Origin of the sequence: Chromobacterium sp. LK11 (assembly GCF_001043705.1) — a bacterium.
Classification (GTDB): Bacteria; Pseudomonadota; Gammaproteobacteria; order Burkholderiales; family Chromobacteriaceae; genus Chromobacterium; species Chromobacterium alkanivorans.
In genome coordinates this window covers 1-22,417 of record NZ_LDUR01000014.1, presented here as the reverse complement: position 1 = coordinate 22,417, position 22,417 = coordinate 1, and the positions used below count along the sequence as shown (strand labels likewise).

The following is a 22,417-nucleotide window of genomic DNA, read 5'->3' as shown; positions in this document are numbered from 1 at the left end:
CGACCGGGCCATGACTTTCAGCAATGGCGGGCCCCAGGGTCCGCCATTTTTACGGCCTGCACGCCTTCCAATAAGAACCAAGGATCAACGATGAAACTATCCGTGAAACCGCTTGCCCTGTCCCTGTTGGCCGCCGGCCTGCTCTCCGCCTGCGCCGCCACGCCGGGCAAGGGCAATTACGTTGAAGACAAGACTTACAAGATCACCATCCTGCACACCAACGACCACCACGGCCGTTTCTGGCCCAATAGCGACGGCGAATACGGGCTGGCCGCGCAGAAAACGCTGGTGGACCAGGTGCGCGCCGAGGTCAAGGCCGCGGGCGGCTACATGCTGTTGCTGTCCGGCGGCGACATCAACACCGGGGTACCGGAGTCCGATCTGCAGGACGCGGAGCCGGACTTCCGCGGCATGAGCCGCATCGGCTACGACGCGATGGCGGTGGGCAACCACGAGTTCGACAAACCGGTGCCGGTGCTGATGAAGCAGCGCCAGTGGATCAACTTCCCGATGTTGTCCGCCAATATCTATCAAGACGGGCAGCGCATGTTCGATCCCTACGCGATGTTCAATCTGGGCGGGGTGAGGGTGGCGGTGCTGGGCCTGACCACCGACGACACCGCCAAGATGGTGAACCCGGAACAGGTCAAGGGCATCGAGTTCCGCAGCCCGATCGCCGAGGCCGGCAAGCTGGTGCCTGAGCTGCGCCAGAAGGCCGACATCGTCATCGCCGCCACCCATATGGGCCACTACACCGACGGCCAGCACGGCGTGAACGCGCCGGGCGACGTGGAAATGGCGCGCGCGGTGAAGGGGCTGGACCTGATCGTGGGCGGCCACAGCCAGAACCCGGTGTGCATGAAGGCGGAAAACCAGCGCGACGACGCCTATGTGCCGGGCGCGCCCTGCGCGCCGGACCGCCAGAACGGCGCCTGGATCGTGCAGGCGCACGAGTGGGGCAAATACGTGGGCCGCGCCGATTTCGAGTTCCGCAACGGCAAGCTCAAGCTTTCCAAATACCAGCTGATGCCGGTCAACCTGAAGAAAAGCGTCAAGGGCGTGGACGGCAAGGAGCAGAAAGTGCCGTACACCCAGCTGATCGAGGAGGACGGCAAGCTGCGCAACTTCCTGCAAAGCTATCAGAACAAGGGCCAGGCGGCGCTGGACGTGCCGGTGGGCCGGACCAGCGCCAAGCTGGACGGCGACCGCGGCGTGGTGCGCAGCCAGCCCACCAATCTGGGCGTGTTCATCGGCCGGGTGATGATGGCCAAGGTCAAGGCGGACTTCGCGGTGAGCAATTCCGGCGGCATCCGCGATTCGCTGCCGGCCGGCGCGATCAACTACCGCGACGTGCTGAAGGTGTTCCCCTTCGGCAGCACCCTGGCGTACGTGGATCTGAACGGCGAAGAAGCGCTGGACTATCTGAAAGCCGCCGCGCGGATGACGCCCGGCGCCGGCGCCTTCGGCCAGTTCGCCGGGGTCAAGCTGCGCATCGTCGGCGGCCAGCTGCAGCAGGCGCTGATCGGCGGCCAGCCCATTGATCCGTCCAAGACCTATCGGATGGCGATCAACAGCTTCATCGCCGCCGGCGGCGACGGCTACCCGCTGATGAACAAGCATCCGGGCTACGTCAACACCGGCTTCGTCGACGCCGAGATGCTGCGCGAGCACATCGCCGCGCATTCGCCGATAGACGCCGGCGCCTACGCGCCCGGAGACGCGGTGACGCGCAACTGAGCGCGGCCGGCAAATAGACAATTCAGCCGCGGCCGAAGGTCGCGGTTTTGCGAAAGAACCTCATGGATTACCAAAGCTTGAGCCGGACGGTGTCGCACGCCTTGCGTCACGAGCCCTGGCTGTATGAACTGGAGCTGGACGACGCCGGCTGGGTGCCGTTAACGGCCTTGCTGGCGGCACTGCGCGCCGAGCGTGAAGAATGGCGCGATCTGGCGGTTTCTGACCTGATTGAAATGATCGCGCGTTCCGAGAAGAAGCGACATGAGATCGACGGCGACTGCATCCGCGCGTTTTACGGCCATTCTTTGCCGGGCAAATTGTCAAAACAGCGGAGCGCGCCGCCGGCGTGGCTCTACCATGGAACGTCGCCGGAAACCGCCGCGTTGATACGGCAAAGCGGCTTGCTGCCCATGGGGCGGCAGTATGTGCATTTGTCGGTAGATACCGAAACTGCGATGCAGGTGGGTGGCCGTAAGGCAGGTGCGCCAGTTTTGCTCAAGGTGGATGCCGCCGCAGCGCATGCGGCGGGAACGGCCTTCTATCACGGCAATGAGATGGTGTGGTTGGCGGATGAGGTGCCGGCCGAATTCATTCTGCCGACAGCTTGGTAAACGGGGTCCGGTCGAGCGGACCTGCTGGGCACTTGTAGACTAAAACCGCAGCCCAGGCTGCGGTTTTTTCTTGCGGGCCTTGCCGGCCGCGGCTTGGCGGCTTGCTGGCCTTTGGGTCCGGTGAATACGCGGGCGCGCTTGCCTAGGGTAATGGAGGCAGTGGCAGCTTGAGACGGTGGCCGCCTTCCGCGCGTCGACGCGTGGAGGCCGGCCTGAGAGGTTTGGCGTTTGAACCCTTACAGGAGAACGATCATGGCTCAGCAAGGCGTATTCACTCTTCCCCCGCGCATCAACTTCGGCGTCACCGCGTTGACCAACGCGGCTTACCAGCAAAACATCACCGTGTACGTGGACAATGAGCCGCGCGCCACTTTCAGCGGCAGCGGCGTGGACGACCGCAACCTGGGCACCCGGGTGATCAATTCCGGCTCCGGCGCGGTGCGGATCGCGGTGACGGTCAACGGCAAGCAGTCGGATCTGGTGTCCAGCCAGGTGGTGCTGGCCAATCGCCTGAACCTGGCCTTGGTGGGCGCGGAAGACGGCGCGGATCAGGATTACAACGATTCGATCGTGGTATTGAACTGGCCGCTGGGTTAAGGCTCGCCTGACGGATGAACAAAGCCCCCTGGCGGGGGCTTTGTCGTTTTAGTCTTCCAGGGTTTCGTGGCTGGCGGCCTTGCCCTCGCGCCAGTAGCTGGCGGCGCGGATGCGGCTCTTGTCTATGCCGCGTTCCTCGCGCAGGTGTTGGCGCACCGCGCGGATGGCGTGGTATTCGCCGGCGGCCCAGACAAAGCCTTCGCCCGCCGGCAGCGTCAGCGGCTTGAGCGCGGCGAGCAGCGCCGGCTCCGCGGCTTCGGCGTCCTGGTGCACCCAGCGGACGTCGGCGTTGGGGTGCTCGGGCAGTTCGCAGCGCTGGTCCGCCTCGCTGGTTTGCAGCAGGGCGATGACCTTGGCGGCGGGCGGCAGTTCGGCCAGGCGGCGGCGGATGGCGGGCAAGGCGGATTCGTCGCCGATCAGCAGATGCCAGTCGAAAGCCGCCGGAATGACCAAGGAGCCGCGCGGGCCGCCTATGCCCAGGTATTGGCCGGGCTTGGCCTGGGCCGCCCAGCTGGTGGCGGGGCCGGCCTCGTGCAGCACGAATTCCAGGTCCAGCTCCAGCCGTTCCGGGTCGAAGCGGCAGGGGGTGTAGTCGCGCGCGGTTGGGCGCGGCTGGCCTTCCGGATAAATCAGGGTTTCGTCCACCAGCGCCGGCAGCGCGGGCTTGGCGTCCGGATGCTCGGGGAAGAACACTTTGAGGTGGTCGTCGAAGGAGGCGGTGGCGAAGCCGGCCAGTTCTTCGCCGCCCAGGGTGACGCGGATCAGCTTGGGGCCGAGCGAGCGGATGGCGCGCACTTGCAGCAGGCGGAAGCGCAGCGGGTGGCGCAGGCGCTGCACGGTCAGTTCGGGTGTGGTCATAGGGAGTCCTGTGTTGAAGTCGTGGCTGGGCGCTTGGGGGCGTAAATCGTTCTTAGCGGGTCTTAGCCGGTGTCGCCCAGAATTTGCTCACAGGCCTGTCTCAGGATGGCGGCGATGCGGCGCTGTTCGTTCTCGTCGACGTTGGCGGTTCGCATCAGCGCTTGCTTCAGTTCGCCGCGGGCCCGGGTCAGTTCCGGAATCCAGCTGCCGGCGGCGTCGTCCGGCGGCGGCATTTCTCCGGTCAGCGCACGGCGGATCGAGTTCATCTTGCGCGCGATGTGCTTCAGCCGCGCCATCATCCATTCCACTTGCTCGCGGTTCTGCTCCAGATAGACGCGGCCGGCTTCCGCCAGCGCGTAGCATTTGCGGTTGCCTTCTTGGCTCACGGTGACGTGGGCCAGTTCCTCCAGATAGGTCAAGGCCGGGTAGACCATGCCGGGGCTGGGGCTGTAAAAGCCGTTGCTGCGGCTTTGCAGCGCCTTGATCAATTCGTAGCCGTGGCTGGGCCGCTCTTCCAGCAGGGCCAGCAACAGCAGCTGCAGTTCGTCGGAGCTGAATTTGCGGCCGCGGGTCATGCTCTCGTCGTCGCCGCCGCCGAAGCCGCCGAATCCTCCGTGGCGGCCATGGCCGCCGCCGTGGCCGTGCCGGGCCATCGCGTGGAGGCGATGATGCGCGTGGCGTCCGCCCAGGCGGCGGAGCAGGGTGTCGAGACGGTGAGGCATGACGGCTCTCCTGAAGAAAATATATCTTAAGATATGTTTTTCGATATAAGAAAGTCAAGCCGGCCTCATGGGAAAGGAGCTGGGCTGTGGCGTTTTTGGCACGGGGCAAAAGAAAAGCCGCCCGGAGGCGGCTGGAAGAAAGTGGGCGCGGTTTCAGTCGCCGCTGACCACGTCCACGCCCTTGGGCGGCACGAAGGCGAAGCGGGAGGCGGGAAGCGGCGGGTTCCGCTGCGGCGCGCTGAAGCTGACCTTGGTGTGGTTGCCGAAGCTGTCGGTCAATTCCATTTCCACCAGCATATTGGCCTTGAAGCCCATGCGGATGGCGCTGAAGCTGTTGTCGGCCTGCTTGGGGCTGGCGGACAGCCATTCCACCTCGCCGCTCTTGCCGGCTTCCTTCAATTGATAGTTCTGTTCGATGGCGTTGTTGCCGGCCAGCAGCGCGGCCGGGCTGGAGCCCAGCGCCGCGCCCTGCGCCTTGCGGGTGACTTGCGCCAGGTCCTTGTCGTAGACCCACAGCGTCTTGCCGTCGCCGACGATCAATTGTTCATAGGGCTTGTTGTACTCCCAGCGGAATTTGCCGGGACGGGCGATTTCCAGCCGGCCGCTGGCTTCCTCGCGCTTGTTCTTGTTGCTGACCACTTGCTTGAAGTCGGCGCTCAGGGTTTTGTTGCCGGCGACGAAGGCCTTGAGCTGGGCGACGGCGTCGGCGCTGGCGGCGGCCGGCAGCGCCAGCGCGGCGACGGCGAAAGAGGCGGAAATCAGTGTTTTCATCTTCATGCGGTTCAAGTCCTTGGCGCGCGGCGCGCTGCCGCCGCAAAGCAGGTGAGACCGCCGCCGCCGGTCGTGGTTTCCGGGCGCGGGGGCGGCGGCGGCGCCTATGTGTTAGCGATTATTGCGCGGCGGAGGCGTCCGGAGCGGCTGCGGCCGCGCCTTCGTCGTCGGCTGCCGGCGGCTGGCTCAGCACGCGCAGCGCCAGGCCCAGCGATTTCAGCCATTCCGGCTTGTCCAGGCGCTCCAGGTCCAGGATGTCCGCCTCGGTGGGCTGGAAGGCGAACACCGGCTTGCCGAGGTTGCTGTAGCGGATGTCGGCGTGGGCCTGGCCGCGGAAGCGCGGGCTGTCGAAGCGTATGGTCTGGCGGATGGCCAGCAGGTCGCCGCCGCGGCTGACGTAGAGATCGCTGACGGTGTTGCTGTTCAGCGGGGTGTCGTCGGAGGCCTTGATCAGGCTGTCGACCAGTTGCAGCAGGCTTTCGCTGCCCAGCGGGCCGGGCTTGATCTGCGGCTTGCGCGCGGCTTCCTGGCGCGCCACCTGGATCAGGCCGGCGATGATGTGGGAGGCCAGCTGGTTTTCCTGGGCGCGGCTCATGGCGATGCGCAGCCGGTAGCGCGCGCCCAGTTCCGCGGCGCGCGGGTCCAGCGGCTGGAAGCTGAACGCCTGTTTGTCCACCTTGGCGTAGGCTTCGTCCAGCAGTTTAGGCATCGCCTGGTACATGGCCTGGAGCGGGAAGTTGTCGGCCACGCGCTGCGGCAGCCGCACGCGCAGGAACTTGCCCTCGTAGGCCTGCATTTCCGGCACGAACAGGTAGGCGGCGGACGGGTCCACCAGCAAGGACAGGTCCTTGGCGTGGAATTGCAGCGGCAGCTGCACGCTGGTCAGCAGGTTGCGGCGTTCCAGGCGCAGCGCCGGGATCAGCTCCAGCTTGCCGCCCGGCACGTCCAGCGCGGCCTTGACGTTGAGGCGCATGCTGCGGGCGATCTGGTCGGCGGCGGAGGCGGCGGCCTGTTCCAGCTTGCCGCCGTCTTCCTTGGCCTTGTCGACGTCGGCGACGCTCAACTCGTCGAAGCCGATGTCGGCGTCGATGTTGTAGCCCTTGCTGTTCCAGTTTTGCAGCATGATCTTGCGGACGGCCTGATCGGCGCTCTTGTTGGCGAGGGGCGAGACGCAGCCGGTCAGCAGCGCGACGCCGCACAACGCGGCGCACAGTCCCAGTTTTTTCAGACGCATGGTGTTTCCTTGAGCGAGATTCTGCGCCGGACGGGAAGGTGCGGTTCGGCGCGAGCCGAACAGTTTAACGCATTCGGCATCGCCTATGTCATGCGGGGGCCGGCGCGAGGCGGCCCCGGCGGGGGATCAGCTGAATTTATTGGTGATCGGGTAGCGCCAGTCTTTGCCGAAGCCGCGATGGGTGACGCGCGGGCCCACCGGCGCCTGGCGGCGCTTGTACTCGTTGACCTTCAGCAGCCGCACCACGCGGCGCACGTCGGCCTCGGCGTAGCCTTCGGCGATGATGGCGTCGGCGGACAGGTTTTCCTCCACGTAGCGCGCCATGATGGCGTCCAGCACCTCGTAAGGCGGCAGGCTGTCCTGATCGGTCTGGTCCGGACGCAGTTCCGCCGACGGCGGCCGGGTGATGATGCGTTCCGGGATGATCTCGCCTTGCAGATTGCGCCAGCGGCACAGTTCGAACACCAGGGTCTTGGCCACGTCCTTGAGCACGGCGAAGCCGCCGGCCATGTCGCCGTACAGGGTGCAGTAGCCGGTGGTCATTTCCGATTTGTTGCCGGTGGTGAGCACCAGCTTGCCGCTCTTGTTGGACAGCGCCATCAGCAGGGTGCCGCGGATGCGCGCCTGCAGGTTTTCCTCGGTGGTGTCCTCGGCCAGGCCGGCGAAGCTGGGCGCCAGCGCCTGGACGAAGCTTTCGTACATCGGCCAGATTTCGATTTCCTCGTACTTCACGCCCAGGCGGGCCACCATGTCGCGGGAATCGGTCACCGAGATGTCCGCGGTGTAGCGCGAGGGCATCATCACCGCGTGCACCTTGTCCGCGCCCAGCGCGTCCACCGCCACCGCCAGCGTCAGCGCGGAGTCTATGCCGCCGGACAGGCCCAGCAGCGCGCCGGGGAAGCCGTTCTTGCCGATGTAGTCGCGCACGCCGGTCACCAGCGTGCGGTAGACGCTTTCCAGCGGGCCGGGCAGCGCGGCCTTGGCGCCGGGCAGCAGGTCGCCGCCGTCGAAGTCGACGATCAGCAGTTCCTCGTCGTAGGCGGCGGCCTGGGCCACCACCTCGCCGGCGCGGTTGACGGCGAAGGAGGCGCCGTCGAACACCAGTTCGTCCTGGCCGCCGCTCAGGTTGACGTAGGCGAAGGGCAGGCCGGTTTCCTCGGCGCGGAAGCGCACCACGTCGTGGCGGGTTTCAATCTTGTTGCGATGGAAGGGCGAGGCGTTGAGCACCACCACCACGTCGGCGCCGGCGTCGGCGGCCTCGGCGGCCGGGTCGACCGACCACACGTCTTCGCAGATCAGCACGCCCACCTTGGCCTCGCCCTGCTGGAACACCAGGGGCGCGGCGCCGGGGGTGAAGTAGCGGCATTCGTCGAACACTTCATCGTTGGGCAGCAGCATCTTGTGATACTGGCCCAGCCGGTTGCCGTCGCGCAGCACGGTGGCGGCGTTGAAGCGTTCCGCGCCCATCCGGGCCGGGTGTCCCACCACCAGGGTGATGCCGTCCAGCTCCAGCAACTCGTCCAGCGCCTGGCTGCAAGCGCGGTAGAAACTGTCGCGCAGCAGCAGGTCTTCCGGGCTGTAGCCGGTCAAGGCCAGCTCCGGCGTAACCAGCACGTCCGCGCCCTGGGCGATGGCGGCGTGGGCGAGGTCGAGGATTTTGCGGGTGTTGCCGGCGATGTCGCCGACGACGGGGTTGAACTGGGCGAGCGCGATACGCATCTTGATAGGGAACCGAATGTTTCGAGATAGATGGAATTTTACCTGATAGACGGCGCAAACGCCCGAGAGGAATCATGGAGTCGCTGCAATTGCATGAGGGAGTGGGCGCCTGGAGCGCGGAACAATGGGCCGGCCTGGAGGAGGGCGGCAATCTATTCACCGGCTGGCGCTGGCTGCAGGCGCTGGAGCAGGCCGGCTGCGTGGGGGAGGCCAGCGGCTGGTTGCCCTTGCCGCTGGGCCTGGAGCGGAGCGATGGCCTGCGCGGTCTGGCGCCGGCTTATCTGAAGCGGCATTCGCGCGGCGAGTATGTGTTCGACTGGGCCTGGGCCGAGGCCTATGCGCGAGCCGGCCTGCATTACTACCCCAAGCTGGTGGTGGCTTCGCCGTTCAGCCCGGTGAGCGGCCGGCGGCTGCTGGGCGACGCGGCGGCCTGGCCGCAATTGATCGCCGGCCTGGAGCAGGTGGTAGAGGAGCATGGCCTGTCGTCGGCCCATGTGTTGTTTCCCTCCGACGCGGAGGCGCGGAGCCTGGGCGAGGCCGGCTGGCTGCTGCGCGAGGGCGTGCAGTTTCACTGGCGCAACCGTGGCTATGTCGACTTCGACGCCTTCCTGGCCACGCTAAGCCGCGACAAACGCAAGAAAATCCGCCAGGAGCGGCGCAAGGTGGCCGAGGCCGGCGTCAGCGTGCGCGCATTGCGTGGCGAGGCCATAGCCGCCGAGGACTGGGCGCTGTTCTATCGTTGTTACCGCCAGACCTATCTGGAGCATGGTTCCGCGCCCTATTTGAACCCGGCCTTCTTCGCGCTGCTGGCGGAACGGCTGGGCCGGCATTGCCTGATGTTCGTCGCGGAGCGAGATGGGGAACCGGCGGCGGCCAGCCTGTGCCTGGTGCAGGACGGCGTGCTGTACGGGCGTTACTGGGGCGCGCTGATCGACATTCCCTGCCTGCATTTCGAGTTGTGCTACTACCAAGGGTTGGAGTATGCGATTCGCGCCGGCCTGCAATGCTTCGAGGGCGGCGCTCAGGGCGAGCACAAGCTGGCGCGCGGTTTTGAGCCGGAGCGGACCTGGTCCGCCCACTATATCGCGGACCCGCGCTTTCGCGCGGCGATAGCAGGCTGGCTGCGGCGCGAGCGCGAAGGGGTGGGCGAGTATGTCGACGCGCTTTTTTCTCATTCCGCTTACAAAACACTTGCGCCGGATGAATAGGGCTTATATACTGCGCAGCCTCTGTGAACGAAACGCCAAGCGCCTTGTTTCACGGGGATTCTGGAGAGGTGGATGAGTGGTTTAAGTCGCACGCCTGGAAAGCGTGTTTAGGGTAATACCCTAACGGGGGTTCGAATCCCCCCCTCTCCGCCAGAATCGACAAAAACTGCCCAGGCGGTTTTTTTATTGCTCCGGCCCGGCCGGCGCAAACAAGCAGGACACCTCCGGAGAGGTGGATGAGTGGTTTAAGTCGCACGCCTGGAAAGCGTGTTTAGGGTAATACCCTAACGGGGGTTCGAATCCCCCCCTCTCCGCCAAAGCAAGCAAAAAGCCCTGACTGAAACAGTCAGGGCTTTTTCGCGTTCGGCCTTGCTCAATCCAGCGCCTGGAAGTCCTCGGTGCGCTCCGCCCAGGCGAAGATGGCGCTCAGTTCCGGCGGCGGCGCGGTCAGCTTGCGCAGCGTCAGGTCCATCCAGGAGCCGCTGACCTCGTGACGCGCGGCCAGGCGGCCGTCCTCCTTGTAAATCTCGTGGCGGATGCAAAAGCGTTTGCCGTCCTGGCTCAGGCCGGCGATGGCCAGGCGCACGTGGATGCGTTCGCTCAGCCGCAGTTCCTTGAAATACTCGGTCCACTCCTTGAAAATGACCGGGCCAAACCCCTGCGCCTGGAATTGTTCAAAGCCGAAGCCTTGGCCGCGCAGCCATTCTATGCGGGCATGGGTACAGAAGTCGGCGTAGGCGGTGTGGCGGACGTGCTGGTTGGCGTCGCAGTCGGACCAGCGCACTTCCAGCGGATGGCAAAACGGTTCCAAACCAATCTCCTCGAACGGCAGCGGTTAGCATGAAGGCGGGCGGTGCATGATCTTGGCATTGCCCGCGCGCGGGGGTCAAGCGCTTTGCCGCAAGCCGTTTCAGCCCAGGCGGCGGCGCAGAAAGCCGGCCACGGCGCCGGCAACGAGCTCCGGCTGTTCCCGGTGCGGCAGGTGACGGACGCCCGGCAGCAGCAAGAGTTCGGCCGCTTCCCGGCTCAGGCTCAGGTAGCGCCGGGGATGCAGCGCGCTGCCGTATTCGTCTTCCTCGCCGTGAATGGCCAGCAGCGGGCAATGCAGGGCGGGCAGTTCCGCGGCCAGGTTCCAGCCGGCGAAGCCCGGGGCCAGCCAGGTTCGCACCCAGGCGTTCAGCACCCAGTCCGCCTTGTCGCCGTGATAGCGGCGCAGCTTTTCCCGCTGCTCCGGCCGGCTCAGCTGTTGTTGCGCGGCGCGGATGCCGCCGAGGGTGCGTTCTTCGACGAAGGCTTGCGCCGATTCCGTGATCAAGGCCTGGCAGGCGGCCGGCCGCAGCGCGGCGCAATGCGCGGCGATGGCGCCGCCCACGCTGTGGCCGAAGGCGATGAAGCGGCCGATGTTCCAGCCGGCCAGCAGTTCGGTTAGGAGCAGGGCCTCGCGGCGGATGAAGTCCAGTTCCGGCCACTGGGCGCGGGGACTGGAGCGGCCATGGCCCAGCCGGTCGTAGGCGAGCACCGCGCAGCCGGAGGCGGCGCGCAGCTGCGCGGGAAAGTCGCGCCATAGCTCGACGCAGCCCAGCGAGTCGTGGAACAGCAGGATCAGCGGCGCGGCCGGGTCGGCGGCGGGCCAGAGGCGGGAGAAGACCTCGCCGCCGTCCAGCGGGGTCATGCGGTCCTGGGCCGCCGGCGGCGCGCTCTTCACGCGCGGCTCCGGCATGCGGAAGGGAAGGGCGCTGCGCCGGTTTGAACGCTGGCGCGGCGATCAAAATTGTCGATGTTAACCGTGTCGGCGCTCAAGGCCGGAAAAGAGGACGTTGGCATCGGACGATTGTTGGCGCGGGCGCGGCGCTTGTCAATCGCCGCTGAGCGGCCGTGGGCTTGGGCCGCGTCGCCGCGCCGGGAGAATACAGATGCAAGCGTGGTTTCGACGGTTCTTGTGCGCGGGCCTGCTGGCCGTCGCGGCGCCGACGGCCGCATCGGCCGCGGCGCTGCTGATCGCGGTGGAGGACGACTGGCCGCCGTATTCGGTGCGCGGCGCCGACGGCGCGGCGCAAGGGCTGGCGCCGCAACTGGCGCGCGAGGCGTTTCGCCGCCAGGGCGTGGCGGTCCGCTTTGTTTCGGTGCCGTTTGCGCGTTGCCTGATGCTGGCGCGCGTCGGCCGCGCCGCCGGCTGCCTCAGCGCCACCATCACCGACGACAATAGAAGCCAGTTCTGGTGGCATCCAACGCCGATGTTCACCGAGGAGCTGGCCATCTTCGCCTACGCCTCCAGCAAGACTGGGCTGGGCATGCGGGACCTGGCCAAGCGCCGGGTGGGCATCACCCAGGACTATACCTATCCCAGCGCCTTCATGAATGATCCCAACATCATCAAATCAGTGGCCAACTCGGACGACGATCTGATTCGCATGCTCTTGGCCCGGCGCGTGGATTACGTGCTGATGAACACGCTGCCGGGGCAGCTGCGCATCCGCGGCAATCCCTCCGCCGGCCGAGTCCGCAAGGTGGGGCGCATCAGCCAGGACGGTTTCTGGCTGGCTTTCTCCAAGGCGAAGCCCAAGGGCAAGGAGCGCGCGGAGCAGTTTGAGGCCGGCCTGCGCTCGATGCGCCGCGACGGCAGCTACGCGCGCCTGCTCAAGACCTTCCAGACCCCTCCCGCCGGGAAATAAGCGCGGGCGGCAGGGCGCGAAACCGCAAAAACGGCGAGCCAATGCCGTAATCATGCACTTGATTCGCATTCACAACTTTTTACACCGTTTTATCGTGAATTTACCCGCAATTTACAAAAACGGTGGTTTTCAAAAAAAACGCTTCATAACAGGCTGTTCTAATAAGCAACGGTTTAGAGCCGTTGACAACGCCTCGCAGAGACCCTGAGCCAGGACGCGCCGACGCAGGCAGTAGCCGTCGCACGGCAAGGAGGCGCAAGGCGGGATCTGGGGTTTTGTTGGCGGGTCTTGGAGCCTGTTCAACATCCCGCGAGCCAGAGCGAGACCCGGTGAAAAGCGCTGAGATGCATGAGCATTTGGCCGTGGTTTTCAACGCCGCAGCGCCGCAGATTGTGAACAGCTTCTTAAACCGCTTCCAAACAGGACTGCCGCGCCCTTGGCTCAGAGCAGTCCGTTTGACCTCGACAAGGCTTCCGCTTGCGCCTGGATTGGCCCGCCCATCCTGAATACCCGCTCATATGGAGAAATAATAATGCGCTATTCGCCGCGACAGCTGTTGTCGCTTGCCCTGCTATTGTCCGCGCCTGCCTGGCTGACCGCTTGCGGTTCGCCGCAGCAGCCGGCCGCCGCCGTGCCGCAAGTCACCGTGGAGACCGTCGCGCCCGGTGACGTGCCGATGACCATGGAACTGGTGGGCGAAACCGCCGGTTACCGCGACATCGAGGTGCGCGCCCGCGTCGGCGGCATCCTGCTCAAGCGCACCTATGTGGAAGGGCAGCCGGTGAAACAGGGCCAGCCCTTGTTCCAGATTGATCCCGCGCCTTACCAGGCGCAACTGGAGCAGGCCAAGGGCGCGCAGGCGCAGCAGCTGGCCGCCTTGCAAAAGGCCGACGCCGACCTGGAACGCATCCGGCCCTTGTACCGCGAACAGGCGGTGGCGCGGATGGATTACGACAACGCGATGGCCGCGTTCAACGCCGCCAAGGCCGCCAAGCAGTCCGCCGACGCCAAGGTCAAGGAAGCCCAACTCAACCTGGACTACACCCGCGTGGCGGCGCCGATTCCGGGCCTGACCAGCAAGCAGGTGCAGTCCGAAGGCAGCCTGATCCGCGTGGACGCCGCCGAGCCGCTGACCACCATTTCCCAGCTCAACCCCATCTACGTCAACTTCGCCATCTCCGAGCAGGATAGCCTCAACTACGAGCACAGCCTGGCCGCCGGCCAAGTCAGCGCCCAGGAGCAGGACCAGCACCCGGTGCGCATCCGCCTGGCCGACGGCCGGGTCTACGCGCAAAGCGGCAAGCTGGATTTCCGCGACAATCGCGTGGACCCCAAGACCGGCACCATCAGCGCGCGCGCGCAATTTCCCAATGCGGACGAGCGTCTGTTGCCGGGCCAGTTCGTGCGCGTGCTGCTGGATCTGGGCGTGCGCAAGAACGTGCTGACCGTGCCGGAGCAGGCCATTGTCCAGGCCCAGGCCGACAATCAACTGATGGTGGTGGGAGCGGACAACAAGGTACAGGCCAGGATGGTGAAACTGGGCGCCCAGGTGGGCGACCGGGTGGTGATCGAATCCGGCCTCAAGGCGGGAGAGCGGGTGATTGTCGATGGCCTGATGCAGGCCCGCCCCGGCGTGGTGGTCAAGCCGGTGGCCGCCGCGCCGGCCAAGGCGTGAGGAGCTGACCATGTTCTCGCGTTTCTTCATCAATCGCCCCATCTTCGCCAGCGTGTTGTCCATCGTCATCGTGCTGGCCGGCCTGGCGGCGATGCGTGCGCTGCCGGTGGAACAGTACCCGCAAATCGTCCCCGCGGTAGTGTCGGTGTCGGCCAGCTATCCGGGCGCCACGCCGGAAACCATCGCCCAGACCGTGGCCGCGCCGTTGGAGCAGCAGCTCAACGGCGTGGAAAACATGCTCTATATGCAATCCAGCGCCGCCTCCAACGGCCAGCTCAGCCTGAATGTCTATTTTGCCGTGGGCACCGATCCGGACCAGGCCACCATCGACGTCAACAACCGGGTGCAGGCGGCGATGAAGCAACTGCCGGACGAGGTGCAGCGCCAGGGCGTCACCGTGCGCAAGAAGTCCACCTCGGTGCTCAGCGTGATCTCCATCGGCTCGCCCACTGGCCAGTATGACCGCAACTACCTGTCCAACTTCGCCCTGCTCAACGTAATGGACGAGCTCAAGCGCATTCCCGGCGTGGGCGACGTGGCGATGATGGGCGGCACCGATTACGCGATGCGGCTGTGGCTGCGGCCGGACCGCATGGCTCAGCTGGGCCTGACGCCGTCCGACGTGGCCAAGGCGGTGCGCGAGCAGAACGCCCAGTTCGCCGCCGGCAAGATCGGCGCTCAGCCCACCAGCGCGGCCATCAGCTTCACCTACACCGTCAACGCCAAGGGTCGGCTCAGCGAGCCCAAGGAGTTTGAGAACATCATCGTGCGTTCAATGCCGGACGGCTCCAAGATCCGCGTCAAGGACGTGGCGCGGGTGGAAATGGGCGGCAACGACTATGATGTGATCGGCACCCGCAACGGCAAGCCCAGCGTGGGCATCACCACCTATCTGCAACCCAGCGCCAACGCGCTCAAGGTGTCCGCCGCCATCGCCGCCAAGATGGAGGAACTCAAGGTCCGGTTCCCGGCCGGCGTGGACTACACCATTCCCTTCGACACCACCAAGTTCGTTAAGGTCTCCATCCACGGGGTGGTGGAAACCCTGGTCGAAGCCACGGTGCTGGTGTTCCTGGTGGTTTATTTGTTCCTGCAGAATTTCCGCGCCACGCTGATTCCCTGCATCGCGGTGCCGGTGTCGCTGGTCGGCACCTTCGCCGGCATGCTGCTATTGGGCTTCTCCATCAATCTGCTGACCCTGTTCGGCATGGTGCTGGCCATCGGCATCGTGGTGGACGACGCCATCGTGGTGCTGGAAAACGTCGAACGCATCATGAGCGAACGCCGCTGCGGCGCCAAGGAAGCCGCGGTGCTGGCGATGGGCGAGGTGTCCGGCGCCTTGGTGGCCATCGTGTTGGTCTTGTGCGCGGTCTTCCTGCCGGTGGCCTTCATGGGCGGCATGACCGGCGTGATGTACAAGCAGTTCGCCGTCACCATCGCCATGTCGGTGATCATTTCCGGCATCGTCGCGCTGACGCTGACCCCGGCGCTGTGCGCCTTGCTGCTCAAGCCCGGCCATCACCAGCCGCCGCGCTTTTTCCAGTGGTTCAACCGCGCCTTCGAGCGCCTGACCGGCCGCTATGTGCTGGGCGTGCTGTTTCTCAACCGCCGCGTCGGCGTCGCCTTCGGTCTGATCGCCGTCATCCTGGCGGCCACCGTCGGCCTGTACCAGAAAGTGCCCGGCTCGCTGGTGCCCAATGAGGACATGGGCACGCTGTTCGCCAGCACCGCCTTGCCGGACGCGGCGGCGCTGACCCGCACCACCAAGGCCACGGCGGAGTTCGACCGGCTGATGATGGCCAACCCCAATGTGGAAAGCGTCACCACCTTCACCGGCTTCGACATCCTGTCCGGCTCCAAGCAGACCAACCGCGGCACCAGCTTCGTCACCCTCAAGGATTGGGACCAGCGCAAGGCCAAGGGCGAGGATTCCTTCTCCGTGGCCGCCGAGTTCAACCGCCTGGGCCGCACCGTGCAAGCCGGCGTGATGAGCGCCTTCAACCCGGCGCCCATCATCGGCATGTCCACCACCGGCGGCCTGGAAGCCTATCTGCAGGACCGCGGCGACCAGGGCGCGCAAAAGCTCAGCCAGGCGGCGGAGAAACTGCTGGCCGCGGCGCGGCAGCGTCCGGAGTTCGCCAGCGTGGCCACCACTTTCCGCGCCAATGTGCCGCAGAAATACCTGGACCTGGACCGTGAAAAGACCAAGGCGCTGGGCGTGGACATCAACCAGGTGTTCGACACCCTGCAAGCCACTTTCGGCCAGCTCTACGTCAACGACTTCAACAAGTTCGGCCGCACCTACAAGGTGCAGCTGCAGTCCGAGGCGGATTTCCGCGCGCGGCCGGAGGACATCGCCAATATCTATGTGCGCTCCAACGAGGGCGTGATGGTGCCGCTGTCCAGCCTGGTGGAGGTCAAATCCAGCTACGGGCCGGAACTGGTGGACCGCTTCAACATCTTCAACGCCGCCAAGATCCTGGCCCAGCCCGCGCCCGGCATCAGCTCCGGCCAGGCGATCCAGGCGCTGGAAGAGGTGACCCGGCAAGTATTGGGCAACGATTACGCGCTGGCCTGGAGCGGCAGCGCCTATCAGGAGAAGCTGGCCGGCGGCACCGCCGCCACCGCTTTCTTGTTCGGCATCCTGATGGTGTTCCTGATCCTGGCGGCGCAATACGAGCGCTGGAGCCTGCCGCTGGCGGTGGTGACCTCGGTGCCCTTCGCGCTGTTCGGCGCCTTGCTCGCCGCCGTCATCGGCCAGCAGGACAATAACGTCTACTTCCAGATCGGCGTGGTCACCCTGGTGGGTCTGGCCGCCAAGAACGCGATTCTGATCGTGGAGTTCGCCGTCCAGCAGCGTCAGCAGGGCCTGCCGCTGATGGACGCGGCGCTGGAAGCGGCGCGGCTGCGTTTCCGCCCCATCGTGATGACCTCGCTGGCCTTCATCCTGGGTTGCGTGCCGCTGGTGATTTCCAGCGGCGCCGGCTCCGCCAGCCGCCGCGCGCTGGGTACCCCGGTGGTGGGCGGCATGCTGGCCGCCACTTTCATCGCCACCTTCTTTGTCCCGCTGTTCTTCCGGCTGATCATGCAGGTGTCGGAGCGGCGCAAAAAGCCGGTTGCGGCGGAGGAGGCCGACCATGCTTAAACGCGCGCTGATTCCCTCATTGGTGGCGCTGGCGCTGACCGCTTGCGCGGTCGGCCCCGACTACAGCCGCCCCAAACTGGAGCTGCCGGACAGCGGCCAGGCTCAAAGCCCGGCCATCGCCATGGACTGGTGGAAGCAGTTCAACGACCCGGTGCTGGATCAGCTGATCGCCGAGGCCCTGGAACACAACCAGGACTTGGCCGCCGCCGCCGCCCGCGTCGACGAGGCCGCGGCCCAGGCCGGCATCGCCCGCGCCCAGTTGCTGCCGGCGCTGAACGCCAACGCCGGCTATCAGCGCGGCCGCACCTCGACCGCGACGACGACTCCGGGCGCGCCGCTGGTCAGCGATGTGCGCAACGCCAACCTGACCGCGTCCTGGGAACTGGACTTGTGGGGCAAACTGCGCCGTGGCAACGAGGCGGCGCGCGCCGACTTCGCCGCCAGCCGCTTCGCCCGCGACAGTTCGAAGCTGGCGATCGCCGCCCAGACCGCGCAGACCTATTTCCAGCTGCGCGCTTACGACGCCCAGCTGGACATCGCCAAGCGCACGCTGCAAAGCCGCGAGGAATCGCTGAAACTGCAGACCAAGCGCTTCAAGGGCGGCTTGATCTCCGAGCTGGACCAGCAGCAGGCCGAGGCCGAAGCGGCTGCCGCCCGCGCCAAGGTGCCGCAAATCGCCAGCGCGCTGGAGCAGACCGAAAGCGCGCTAGGCGTGCTGCTTGGCCACTCGCCCAAGCAGCTGGTAGCCGGCGGCATCCAGCGCGGCCAAAACCTGGACGCCTTGTCCGCGCCGCCGGCGGTGCCGGCCGGCCTGTCCTCCAGCCTGCTGGAGCGTCGGCCGGACATCGCCGCCAGCGAGCAGCAGCTGATCGCCGCCAACGCCCGCATCGGCGTGGCGCGCGCGGCCTACTTCCCCAGCATCAGCCTGAGCGGGGCACTGGGTTCGCAGAGCTTGTCGCTGGACACGCTGTTCACCGGCCCGACGCGGACCTGGAGCTTCGTCGGCAACCTGGCGGCGCCGGTGTTCAACTTCGGCCAGACCGGCTACGCGGTGGATGCCGCCAGCGCGCGGCAGCAGCAGGCGCTGGCGCAGTACCAGAAGACGGTGCAAAGCGCGTTCAAGGATGCACTGGACGCGCTGTCCGGCTACGGCGCGGCGCGCGACATCCAGGCGGCGCAGACCACGCAGTTCCAGGCCTTGAACAAGTCGCTGCGGCTGGCCAATCTGCGTTATGACAACGGCTACGCCAGCTATCTGGACGTGCTGGACGCGCAGCGCAACAGCTTCCAGGCGGAGCTGGGCCTGGTCAGCGCCAAGCTGGACCAGCTGAATGCGGTGGTGGGCCTGTACAAGGCGCTGGGCGGCGGCTGGGAAGCGCCGGCCAAATCCTGATCCGCAGCATGAAACGACAAACCCCGCCGAACGGCGGGGTTTTTTTGCGGCGGCATCATGCGCCGACGGTCAAAGCGGGCGCAGCCCGTCGCGTTTGGACGGTTCCATCAAGAAACAACAACAGTGGCATATCTGTCAGTGGTTGTGTCCGGACCCGCTGCTTACCATGCGCAGCGTTTCGACGTCGCCATTCCGCGCGAGGACCCATGGGCACCATCACTCACTCAGACACTCTTTATCCGCACTTGTTGACCTTGGCCGGGCGCGAGCGCCTGGTCGACGAAGCCTACCAAGTGCACGACGCCGTCTTCAGCGGTCTGGACCGGGCGGCCTTCCGCAAGATGGTGCTGCCGGAGTCCGAGCACAGCAGCATCCTGCTGCATCGCGGCGAGCACGGCCAGGCGGTGGGCTATTGCGCCGTCCACCTGTTCCAGCGCCGGGCGGCGGGGCGCGAGGTCAAAATCCTGCGCGGCCAGGCCGGGCTGCTCAAGGACTACCGCGGCCGCAACAGCAATATGCCATTTCTGGCCGGCTGCATGCTGCGCTACTGGCTGCGCAGCCCGTGGCGGCCTATGTACTTTCTGGGCGCGATGATCCATCCGTCCAGCTTCATCCAGATGCATAAGTACGCCGCCGGCATGTGGCCCAGCCCGGAACGGGGCATGGAGCAGCCGCTGGGGCGGCTGGCGGCGGAGTTGTGCGGCAGCTTCGGCATGGCGGCGCCCGCGCCGGAGCGGCCCTATGTGGTGAAGCTGGGCATTCTGACCAGGGACAGCCAGACCGACCGCCAGTTCTGGCTGCAGCACCCGCGTCCGGCGGCGCGTTATTTTGTCGAGCACAACCCGGACTACCACCAGGGCCACGGCTTGCTGGCCATGGCCGAGCTGTCGCCGACGGCCATCCTGAACGGCGTGCTGCGTTATCTGCGCGATAGGCGGCGCGCGGGGCGGGCTTAATCCAAGAAAGTCGCCCTTGCCCGCGAGACTTTGAACAGGTTCTTAGAACCTGTTTACGATCTGCTGCGCGTTGGCGATACGGCGTTGAAAACGCCTTCGAAATGCTCATGTACCGTGCGTACATTCCGCTTTCTCAGCCGTTTTCGCCTTGTCTCGCCTTAGCTCGCGAGATCGTAAACACGTTCTTAGATCCGGACGCCGACAATCACGTGGGAGGCCTTGAAGAAGGAGACGATGGCCTTGCCGACGGCCAGTTCCAGATCGTCCGCGCTCTCCTTGGTGACGATGGCCACCAGGGCGTCGCCGCCGTTGAGGCGGATTTCCACCTCGGTGTTGACCGCGCCCTGGCGCAGCGCGGATACCCGGCCTTCCAGGCGGTTGCGGGTGGAGAGCCGGATGCCGGCCTCGGGGTTGGCCAGGATCACCCAGGGCGCCTTGATGATGGCCAGTGCTTCGCAGCCCACGGACAGCCCCAGGTTGGCGGTGCTGCGCTGGGTGATGACGGCGGTGATCACGTCGCCGCCGGGCAGGGCGATGTCGATCTCGTCGTTGACGGCGCCGGGATGGATGGCGGCGACTTTGCCGGCGAACTGATTGCGGGCGCTGGTGAGCATGGGATGTCCTTGGTATCGGGTGGGTGGGTGATATCGCCATTTGCGATATGCGGAAAGTATATGCGGAAGCGGGGGCCGCGCCTGTAGCTCTTTCGACCTAATTAAGCTGTTTACGATCTGCTGCCTGTTGTGAGACGCGGCATGGCGAGCACAGCTTCAGAATGCTCGTCTATCCTATGCACACTCCGCTTCTTCGGCCGTTTTCGCTTTGTCTCGCTCTAGCTCGCGAGATCGTACGCAGCTTCTCCTATTGCTTGAGCACCGCATCCGCGAGCGCGAACTCAAGCGCGGCGAGGATGTGAATCCGGGTGGTGTCGAACACCGGCACCGGCACGTCGGCCTGGCTCAACAGCAGCGGAAGCTCGGTGCAGCCGAAGACGATGCCCTCGGCGCCGCGCTCGACCAGCTGCCGAATCACCTCCAGATAGGCGCTCTTGGTGGCCGGCGACGCCATGCCGCGGCCCAATTCGTCGCGCAGAGTGCGCTGAATGAAGTCGCGCGTGTCCTGCGCTTCCGGGATCAAGGCGCGGATGCCGTGCCGGCTTAGTTTGTCCTGAAAAAACGGCAACTCCATGGTGAACTTGGTGCCGAGCAGGCCGACGGTCCGCAGCTGTTGCCGAGAGATGTCCCGCGCCGTCGCGTCGGCGATATGGATGATGGGGAGGCCGACCGCCGCTTCCAGGCGCTCGGCCACGACGTGCGCGGTATTGGCGCACAGCACGATGGCTTCGGCCCCGGCGGCTTTCAAATGCAGGCAGCCCTTGAGCAGCAGCGCATAGGTGTGCTCCCAGTCGTCCCAGCCGCGCCGCTGGATATCGTTGAAATTCAGGGAGTAAACCACGCACTCGGCGAAATTGAGGCCGCCCAGCGCGGCGTTGACGCCTTCATTCAGGTAACGGTAGTAATCCAGCGTCGATACCCAGCTGATGCCGCCCAGCAGACCGAGTTTTTTCATGACCTTCCTTGATGGTTATTGCGAAACATGGTGTTTTGAATGTCGTTTGATGAGGCCCGGATTCCCAGAGTATGTCATTGGGCAGGGAGGGGCTAATGCTCTTGTCGCGGCGGCTGGGCTGAGCGTTCCATTTGCGGGCATGTGTGCCGGACAGTTAAAATGCATTTGGAATAATAAAAGAGTGAGCTATGGCACGTAGATATCGGCAAGTCCAGAACCGCTTTGCCCCGACTCTCATCGCTGCGCCCTGGTATGTCAGCGCTGTCTTGGCCGGACTCAGCTTGTTGGGTTTGAAAGGCATTCTGCCGGCGCTCTGGGCCAACAATGTCATGCTGAAGCCGCTGGCCGAGGGACTTTCCGCGCTGGGCTGGCCCATTGCGCTGTTCTTCCTGGTGCTGGCCGTGTTGTCCTTGATGCGGCAGGCCGCGGAGCCGCGCTTTAGTTTCAAAATCGATCCGGAGACGCCGCGAAAGACGCCGCCAAGCGCGTCGTCGCTGGGTCCGGCGCAGCGGGAGAACAGAGCGTGGAGCGCTCAAGAGACGGCCAGTGCGGAGCGGCCCGCGCAATGGACGCTGGCTTTGATCCGCGACATCGAATGGAAGCGTTTTGAGGATGTTTGCCAGAAGTTTTACGAGTTGAAAGGCATTCGTTCTGAAACCACGCCGTTGGGGCCGGACGGCGGCATCGACATCCGCTTGTTTCAAGATGATTCCGGCCGCGCCACATCGGTGGTGCAATGCAAGGCCTGGGGCGAATGCTATGTCGGCGTGAAGCCTATTCGCGAATTGCTGGGCGTGATGACCCACGAGAAAATCGCCAAGGCCTTTTTCATGACCAGCGGCAAATTTTCCGACGACGCCAAGACCGTGGCGCAGAGCAATCACATTACCTTGATCGATGGCGAGATGCTGTTGATGCTGATTGAGCGCCTGCCCGGCGCCGCGCGCCAGCAGTTGCTGGACTTCGCCTGCGCCGGCGACTACCGCACCCCAACATGTCCCGCTTGCGGTGTTCCGATGCGCCATGTCGCCGGCAAGGCCGGCCGCTCCGACTTCTGGGGCTGTTGCAATTATCCGCGTTGCAAGCGGGTGCTGGGCATGAGGCGGCAGGAGGCGACGGCGGCCTGAACCAGCATCAATCGACGATGAACAACTTGGCCCCGGTTTCGGTATGGGACAGATGCGGCTCGGCGTCGTCGGCCACCTGGTAGCTGACGCCGGGCTTCAGGGTGAAGCTGCGGCCGTCCGCCAGCGTGGTATGCAGCTCCCCCTCCAGACACAGCAGGATGTGGCCTTTGACGCACCAGTGGTCGGCGCGGTAGCCCGGCGTGTATTCCACCATGCGGACGCGGATGTCGCCGAAATGCCGGGTGCGCCAATAGGCGCAGCCGGTTTCGCCTGCATGTTGGGTGGGCTCCAGCGCGGACCAATCGCTGATTCCAAACGGGAGGTCGGATATTTTCATGAGCGGCTCCTCTGCAAGGGCTCTAAGAACGTGTTTACGATCTCGCGAGCCAGAGCGAGACAAGGCGAAAACCGCTGAGAAAGCGG

General features: G+C 65.4%; 20 protein-coding genes and 2 tRNA genes. 12 read left to right on the top strand and 10 right to left on the bottom strand.

Annotation, left to right across the window (positions count from 1 at the left end; all coding sequences use genetic code 11):
• Window positions 1–90 precede the first annotated feature (90 nt).
• The 3 genes from ushA to VK98_RS09535 all read left to right on the top strand — a co-directional run bounded on the left by ushA (window position 91) and on the right by VK98_RS09535 (window position 2,945).
• Window positions 91–1,737 (top strand): bifunctional UDP-sugar hydrolase/5'-nucleotidase UshA, encoded by a 1,647-nt coding sequence (gene ushA / locus VK98_RS09545; RefSeq protein WP_048413812.1) that lies wholly within the window; start codon window positions 91–93, stop codon window positions 1,735–1,737.
• A 62-nt stretch (window positions 1,738–1,799) separates the two neighbouring features.
• On the top strand, window positions 1,800–2,348 hold the full coding sequence (locus VK98_RS09540) for an RNA 2'-phosphotransferase (RefSeq protein WP_048413811.1): 549 nt from the start codon (window positions 1,800–1,802) through the stop codon (window positions 2,346–2,348).
• Between the two features lie 252 nt (window positions 2,349–2,600).
• Window positions 2,601–2,945 carry a fucose-binding lectin II gene (locus VK98_RS09535; protein WP_019102018.1) on the top strand — a complete coding sequence of 115 codons (345 nt, stop codon included), beginning with the start codon at window positions 2,601–2,603 and terminating at the stop codon, window positions 2,943–2,945.
• A gap of 48 nt (window positions 2,946–2,993) precedes the next feature.
• Here the strand turns inward: VK98_RS09535 and VK98_RS09530 are convergent, their stop codons facing one another.
• The 5 genes from VK98_RS09530 to VK98_RS09510 form a co-directional block, all read right to left on the bottom strand.
• Window positions 2,994–3,803 (bottom strand): siderophore-interacting protein, encoded by an 810-nt coding sequence (locus tag VK98_RS09530; RefSeq protein ID WP_048413810.1) that lies wholly within the window; start codon window positions 3,801–3,803, stop codon window positions 2,994–2,996.
• 62 nt (window positions 3,804–3,865) lie between these two features.
• Window positions 3,866–4,525, bottom strand: a complete 660-nt coding sequence (locus VK98_RS09525; RefSeq protein WP_082158864.1) for a PadR family transcriptional regulator — start codon at window positions 4,523–4,525, stop codon at window positions 3,866–3,868.
• 153 nt (window positions 4,526–4,678) lie between these two features.
• Entirely contained in the window at window positions 4,679–5,302 is a 624-nt protein-coding gene (lolA, locus tag VK98_RS09520) for an outer membrane lipoprotein chaperone LolA (RefSeq protein ID WP_231589241.1), read from the bottom strand.
• A 112-nt stretch (window positions 5,303–5,414) separates the two neighbouring features.
• The gene (locus tag VK98_RS09515; protein ID WP_048413809.1) at window positions 5,415–6,530 is read right to left on the bottom strand and encodes a hypothetical protein; all 1,116 of its coding nucleotides are present in this window, start codon (window positions 6,528–6,530) and stop codon (window positions 5,415–5,417) included.
• A 126-nt stretch (window positions 6,531–6,656) separates the two neighbouring features.
• Entirely contained in the window at window positions 6,657–8,249 is a 1,593-nt protein-coding gene (locus VK98_RS09510; RefSeq protein ID WP_048413808.1) for an NAD+ synthase, read from the bottom strand.
• A gap of 74 nt (window positions 8,250–8,323) precedes the next feature.
• Between VK98_RS09510 and VK98_RS09505 the strand changes: the two genes are divergently transcribed.
• From VK98_RS09505 to VK98_RS09495, 3 genes are all read left to right on the top strand, one after another.
• Window positions 8,324–9,457, top strand: coding sequence for a GNAT family N-acetyltransferase (locus VK98_RS09505; RefSeq protein ID WP_053077307.1), 1,134 nt, complete (start codon window positions 8,324–8,326; stop codon window positions 9,455–9,457).
• 62 nt (window positions 9,458–9,519) lie between these two features.
• Window positions 9,520–9,610, top strand: a tRNA-Ser gene (locus VK98_RS09500).
• 73 nt (window positions 9,611–9,683) lie between these two features.
• Window positions 9,684–9,774, top strand: a tRNA-Ser gene (locus VK98_RS09495).
• 56 nt (window positions 9,775–9,830) lie between these two features.
• Here VK98_RS09495 and VK98_RS09490 read toward each other — a convergent pair.
• Window positions 9,831–10,268, bottom strand: a complete 438-nt coding sequence (locus VK98_RS09490) for a thioesterase family protein (protein ID WP_197083016.1) — start codon at window positions 10,266–10,268, stop codon at window positions 9,831–9,833.
• Between the two features lie 99 nt (window positions 10,269–10,367).
• Window positions 10,368–11,162, bottom strand: a complete 795-nt coding sequence (locus VK98_RS09485) for an alpha/beta fold hydrolase (RefSeq protein ID WP_197083015.1) — start codon at window positions 11,160–11,162, stop codon at window positions 10,368–10,370.
• Between the two features lie 208 nt (window positions 11,163–11,370).
• Here VK98_RS09485 and VK98_RS09480 point away from each other — a divergent pair, with 208 nt between their 5' ends.
• The 5 genes from VK98_RS09480 to VK98_RS09460 all read left to right on the top strand — a co-directional run bounded on the left by VK98_RS09480 (window position 11,371) and on the right by VK98_RS09460 (window position 19,298).
• Window positions 11,371–12,129, top strand: a complete 759-nt coding sequence (locus VK98_RS09480) for an ABC transporter substrate-binding protein (RefSeq protein ID WP_048413807.1) — start codon at window positions 11,371–11,373, stop codon at window positions 12,127–12,129.
• Between the two features lie 532 nt (window positions 12,130–12,661).
• Window positions 12,662–13,804, top strand: a complete 1,143-nt coding sequence (locus VK98_RS09475) for an efflux RND transporter periplasmic adaptor subunit (protein WP_048413806.1) — start codon at window positions 12,662–12,664, stop codon at window positions 13,802–13,804.
• 10 nt (window positions 13,805–13,814) lie between these two features.
• On the top strand, window positions 13,815–16,949 hold the full coding sequence (locus VK98_RS09470; protein WP_048413805.1) for an efflux RND transporter permease subunit: 3,135 nt from the start codon (window positions 13,815–13,817) through the stop codon (window positions 16,947–16,949).
• On the top strand, window positions 16,942–18,342 hold the full coding sequence (locus VK98_RS09465; RefSeq protein WP_048413804.1) for an efflux transporter outer membrane subunit: 1,401 nt from the start codon (window positions 16,942–16,944) through the stop codon (window positions 18,340–18,342). Before VK98_RS09470 ends, VK98_RS09465 begins: the two co-directional genes overlap by 8 nt.
• Window positions 18,343–18,548: 206 nt before the next feature.
• A complete protein-coding gene (locus tag VK98_RS09460; RefSeq protein ID WP_156187807.1) occupies window positions 18,549–19,298 on the top strand; it encodes a hypothetical protein in 750 nt (249 codons plus the stop codon).
• A 185-nt stretch (window positions 19,299–19,483) separates the two neighbouring features.
• Here the strand turns inward: VK98_RS09460 and VK98_RS09455 are convergent, their stop codons facing one another.
• On the bottom strand, window positions 19,484–19,912 hold the full coding sequence (locus tag VK98_RS09455) for a molybdopterin-binding protein (RefSeq protein ID WP_048413803.1): 429 nt from the start codon (window positions 19,910–19,912) through the stop codon (window positions 19,484–19,486).
• 247 nt (window positions 19,913–20,159) lie between these two features.
• Window positions 20,160–20,867: an aspartate/glutamate racemase family protein gene (locus tag VK98_RS09450; RefSeq protein WP_048413802.1), complete on the bottom strand. Its 708-nt coding sequence runs from the start codon at window positions 20,865–20,867 to the stop codon at window positions 20,160–20,162.
• A gap of 281 nt (window positions 20,868–21,148) precedes the next feature.
• On the opposite strand from VK98_RS09450, the gene VK98_RS09445 reads away from it, so the two are divergent.
• Window positions 21,149–21,994: a restriction endonuclease gene (locus VK98_RS09445; protein WP_197083014.1), complete on the top strand. Its 846-nt coding sequence runs from the start codon at window positions 21,149–21,151 to the stop codon at window positions 21,992–21,994.
• Window positions 21,995–22,001: 7 nt separating this feature from the next.
• Here the strand turns inward: VK98_RS09445 and VK98_RS09440 are convergent, their stop codons facing one another.
• The gene (locus tag VK98_RS09440) at window positions 22,002–22,331 is read right to left on the bottom strand and encodes a DHCW motif cupin fold protein (RefSeq protein WP_048413800.1); all 330 of its coding nucleotides are present in this window, start codon (window positions 22,329–22,331) and stop codon (window positions 22,002–22,004) included.
• Between the last annotated feature and the right edge of the window lie 86 nt (window positions 22,332–22,417).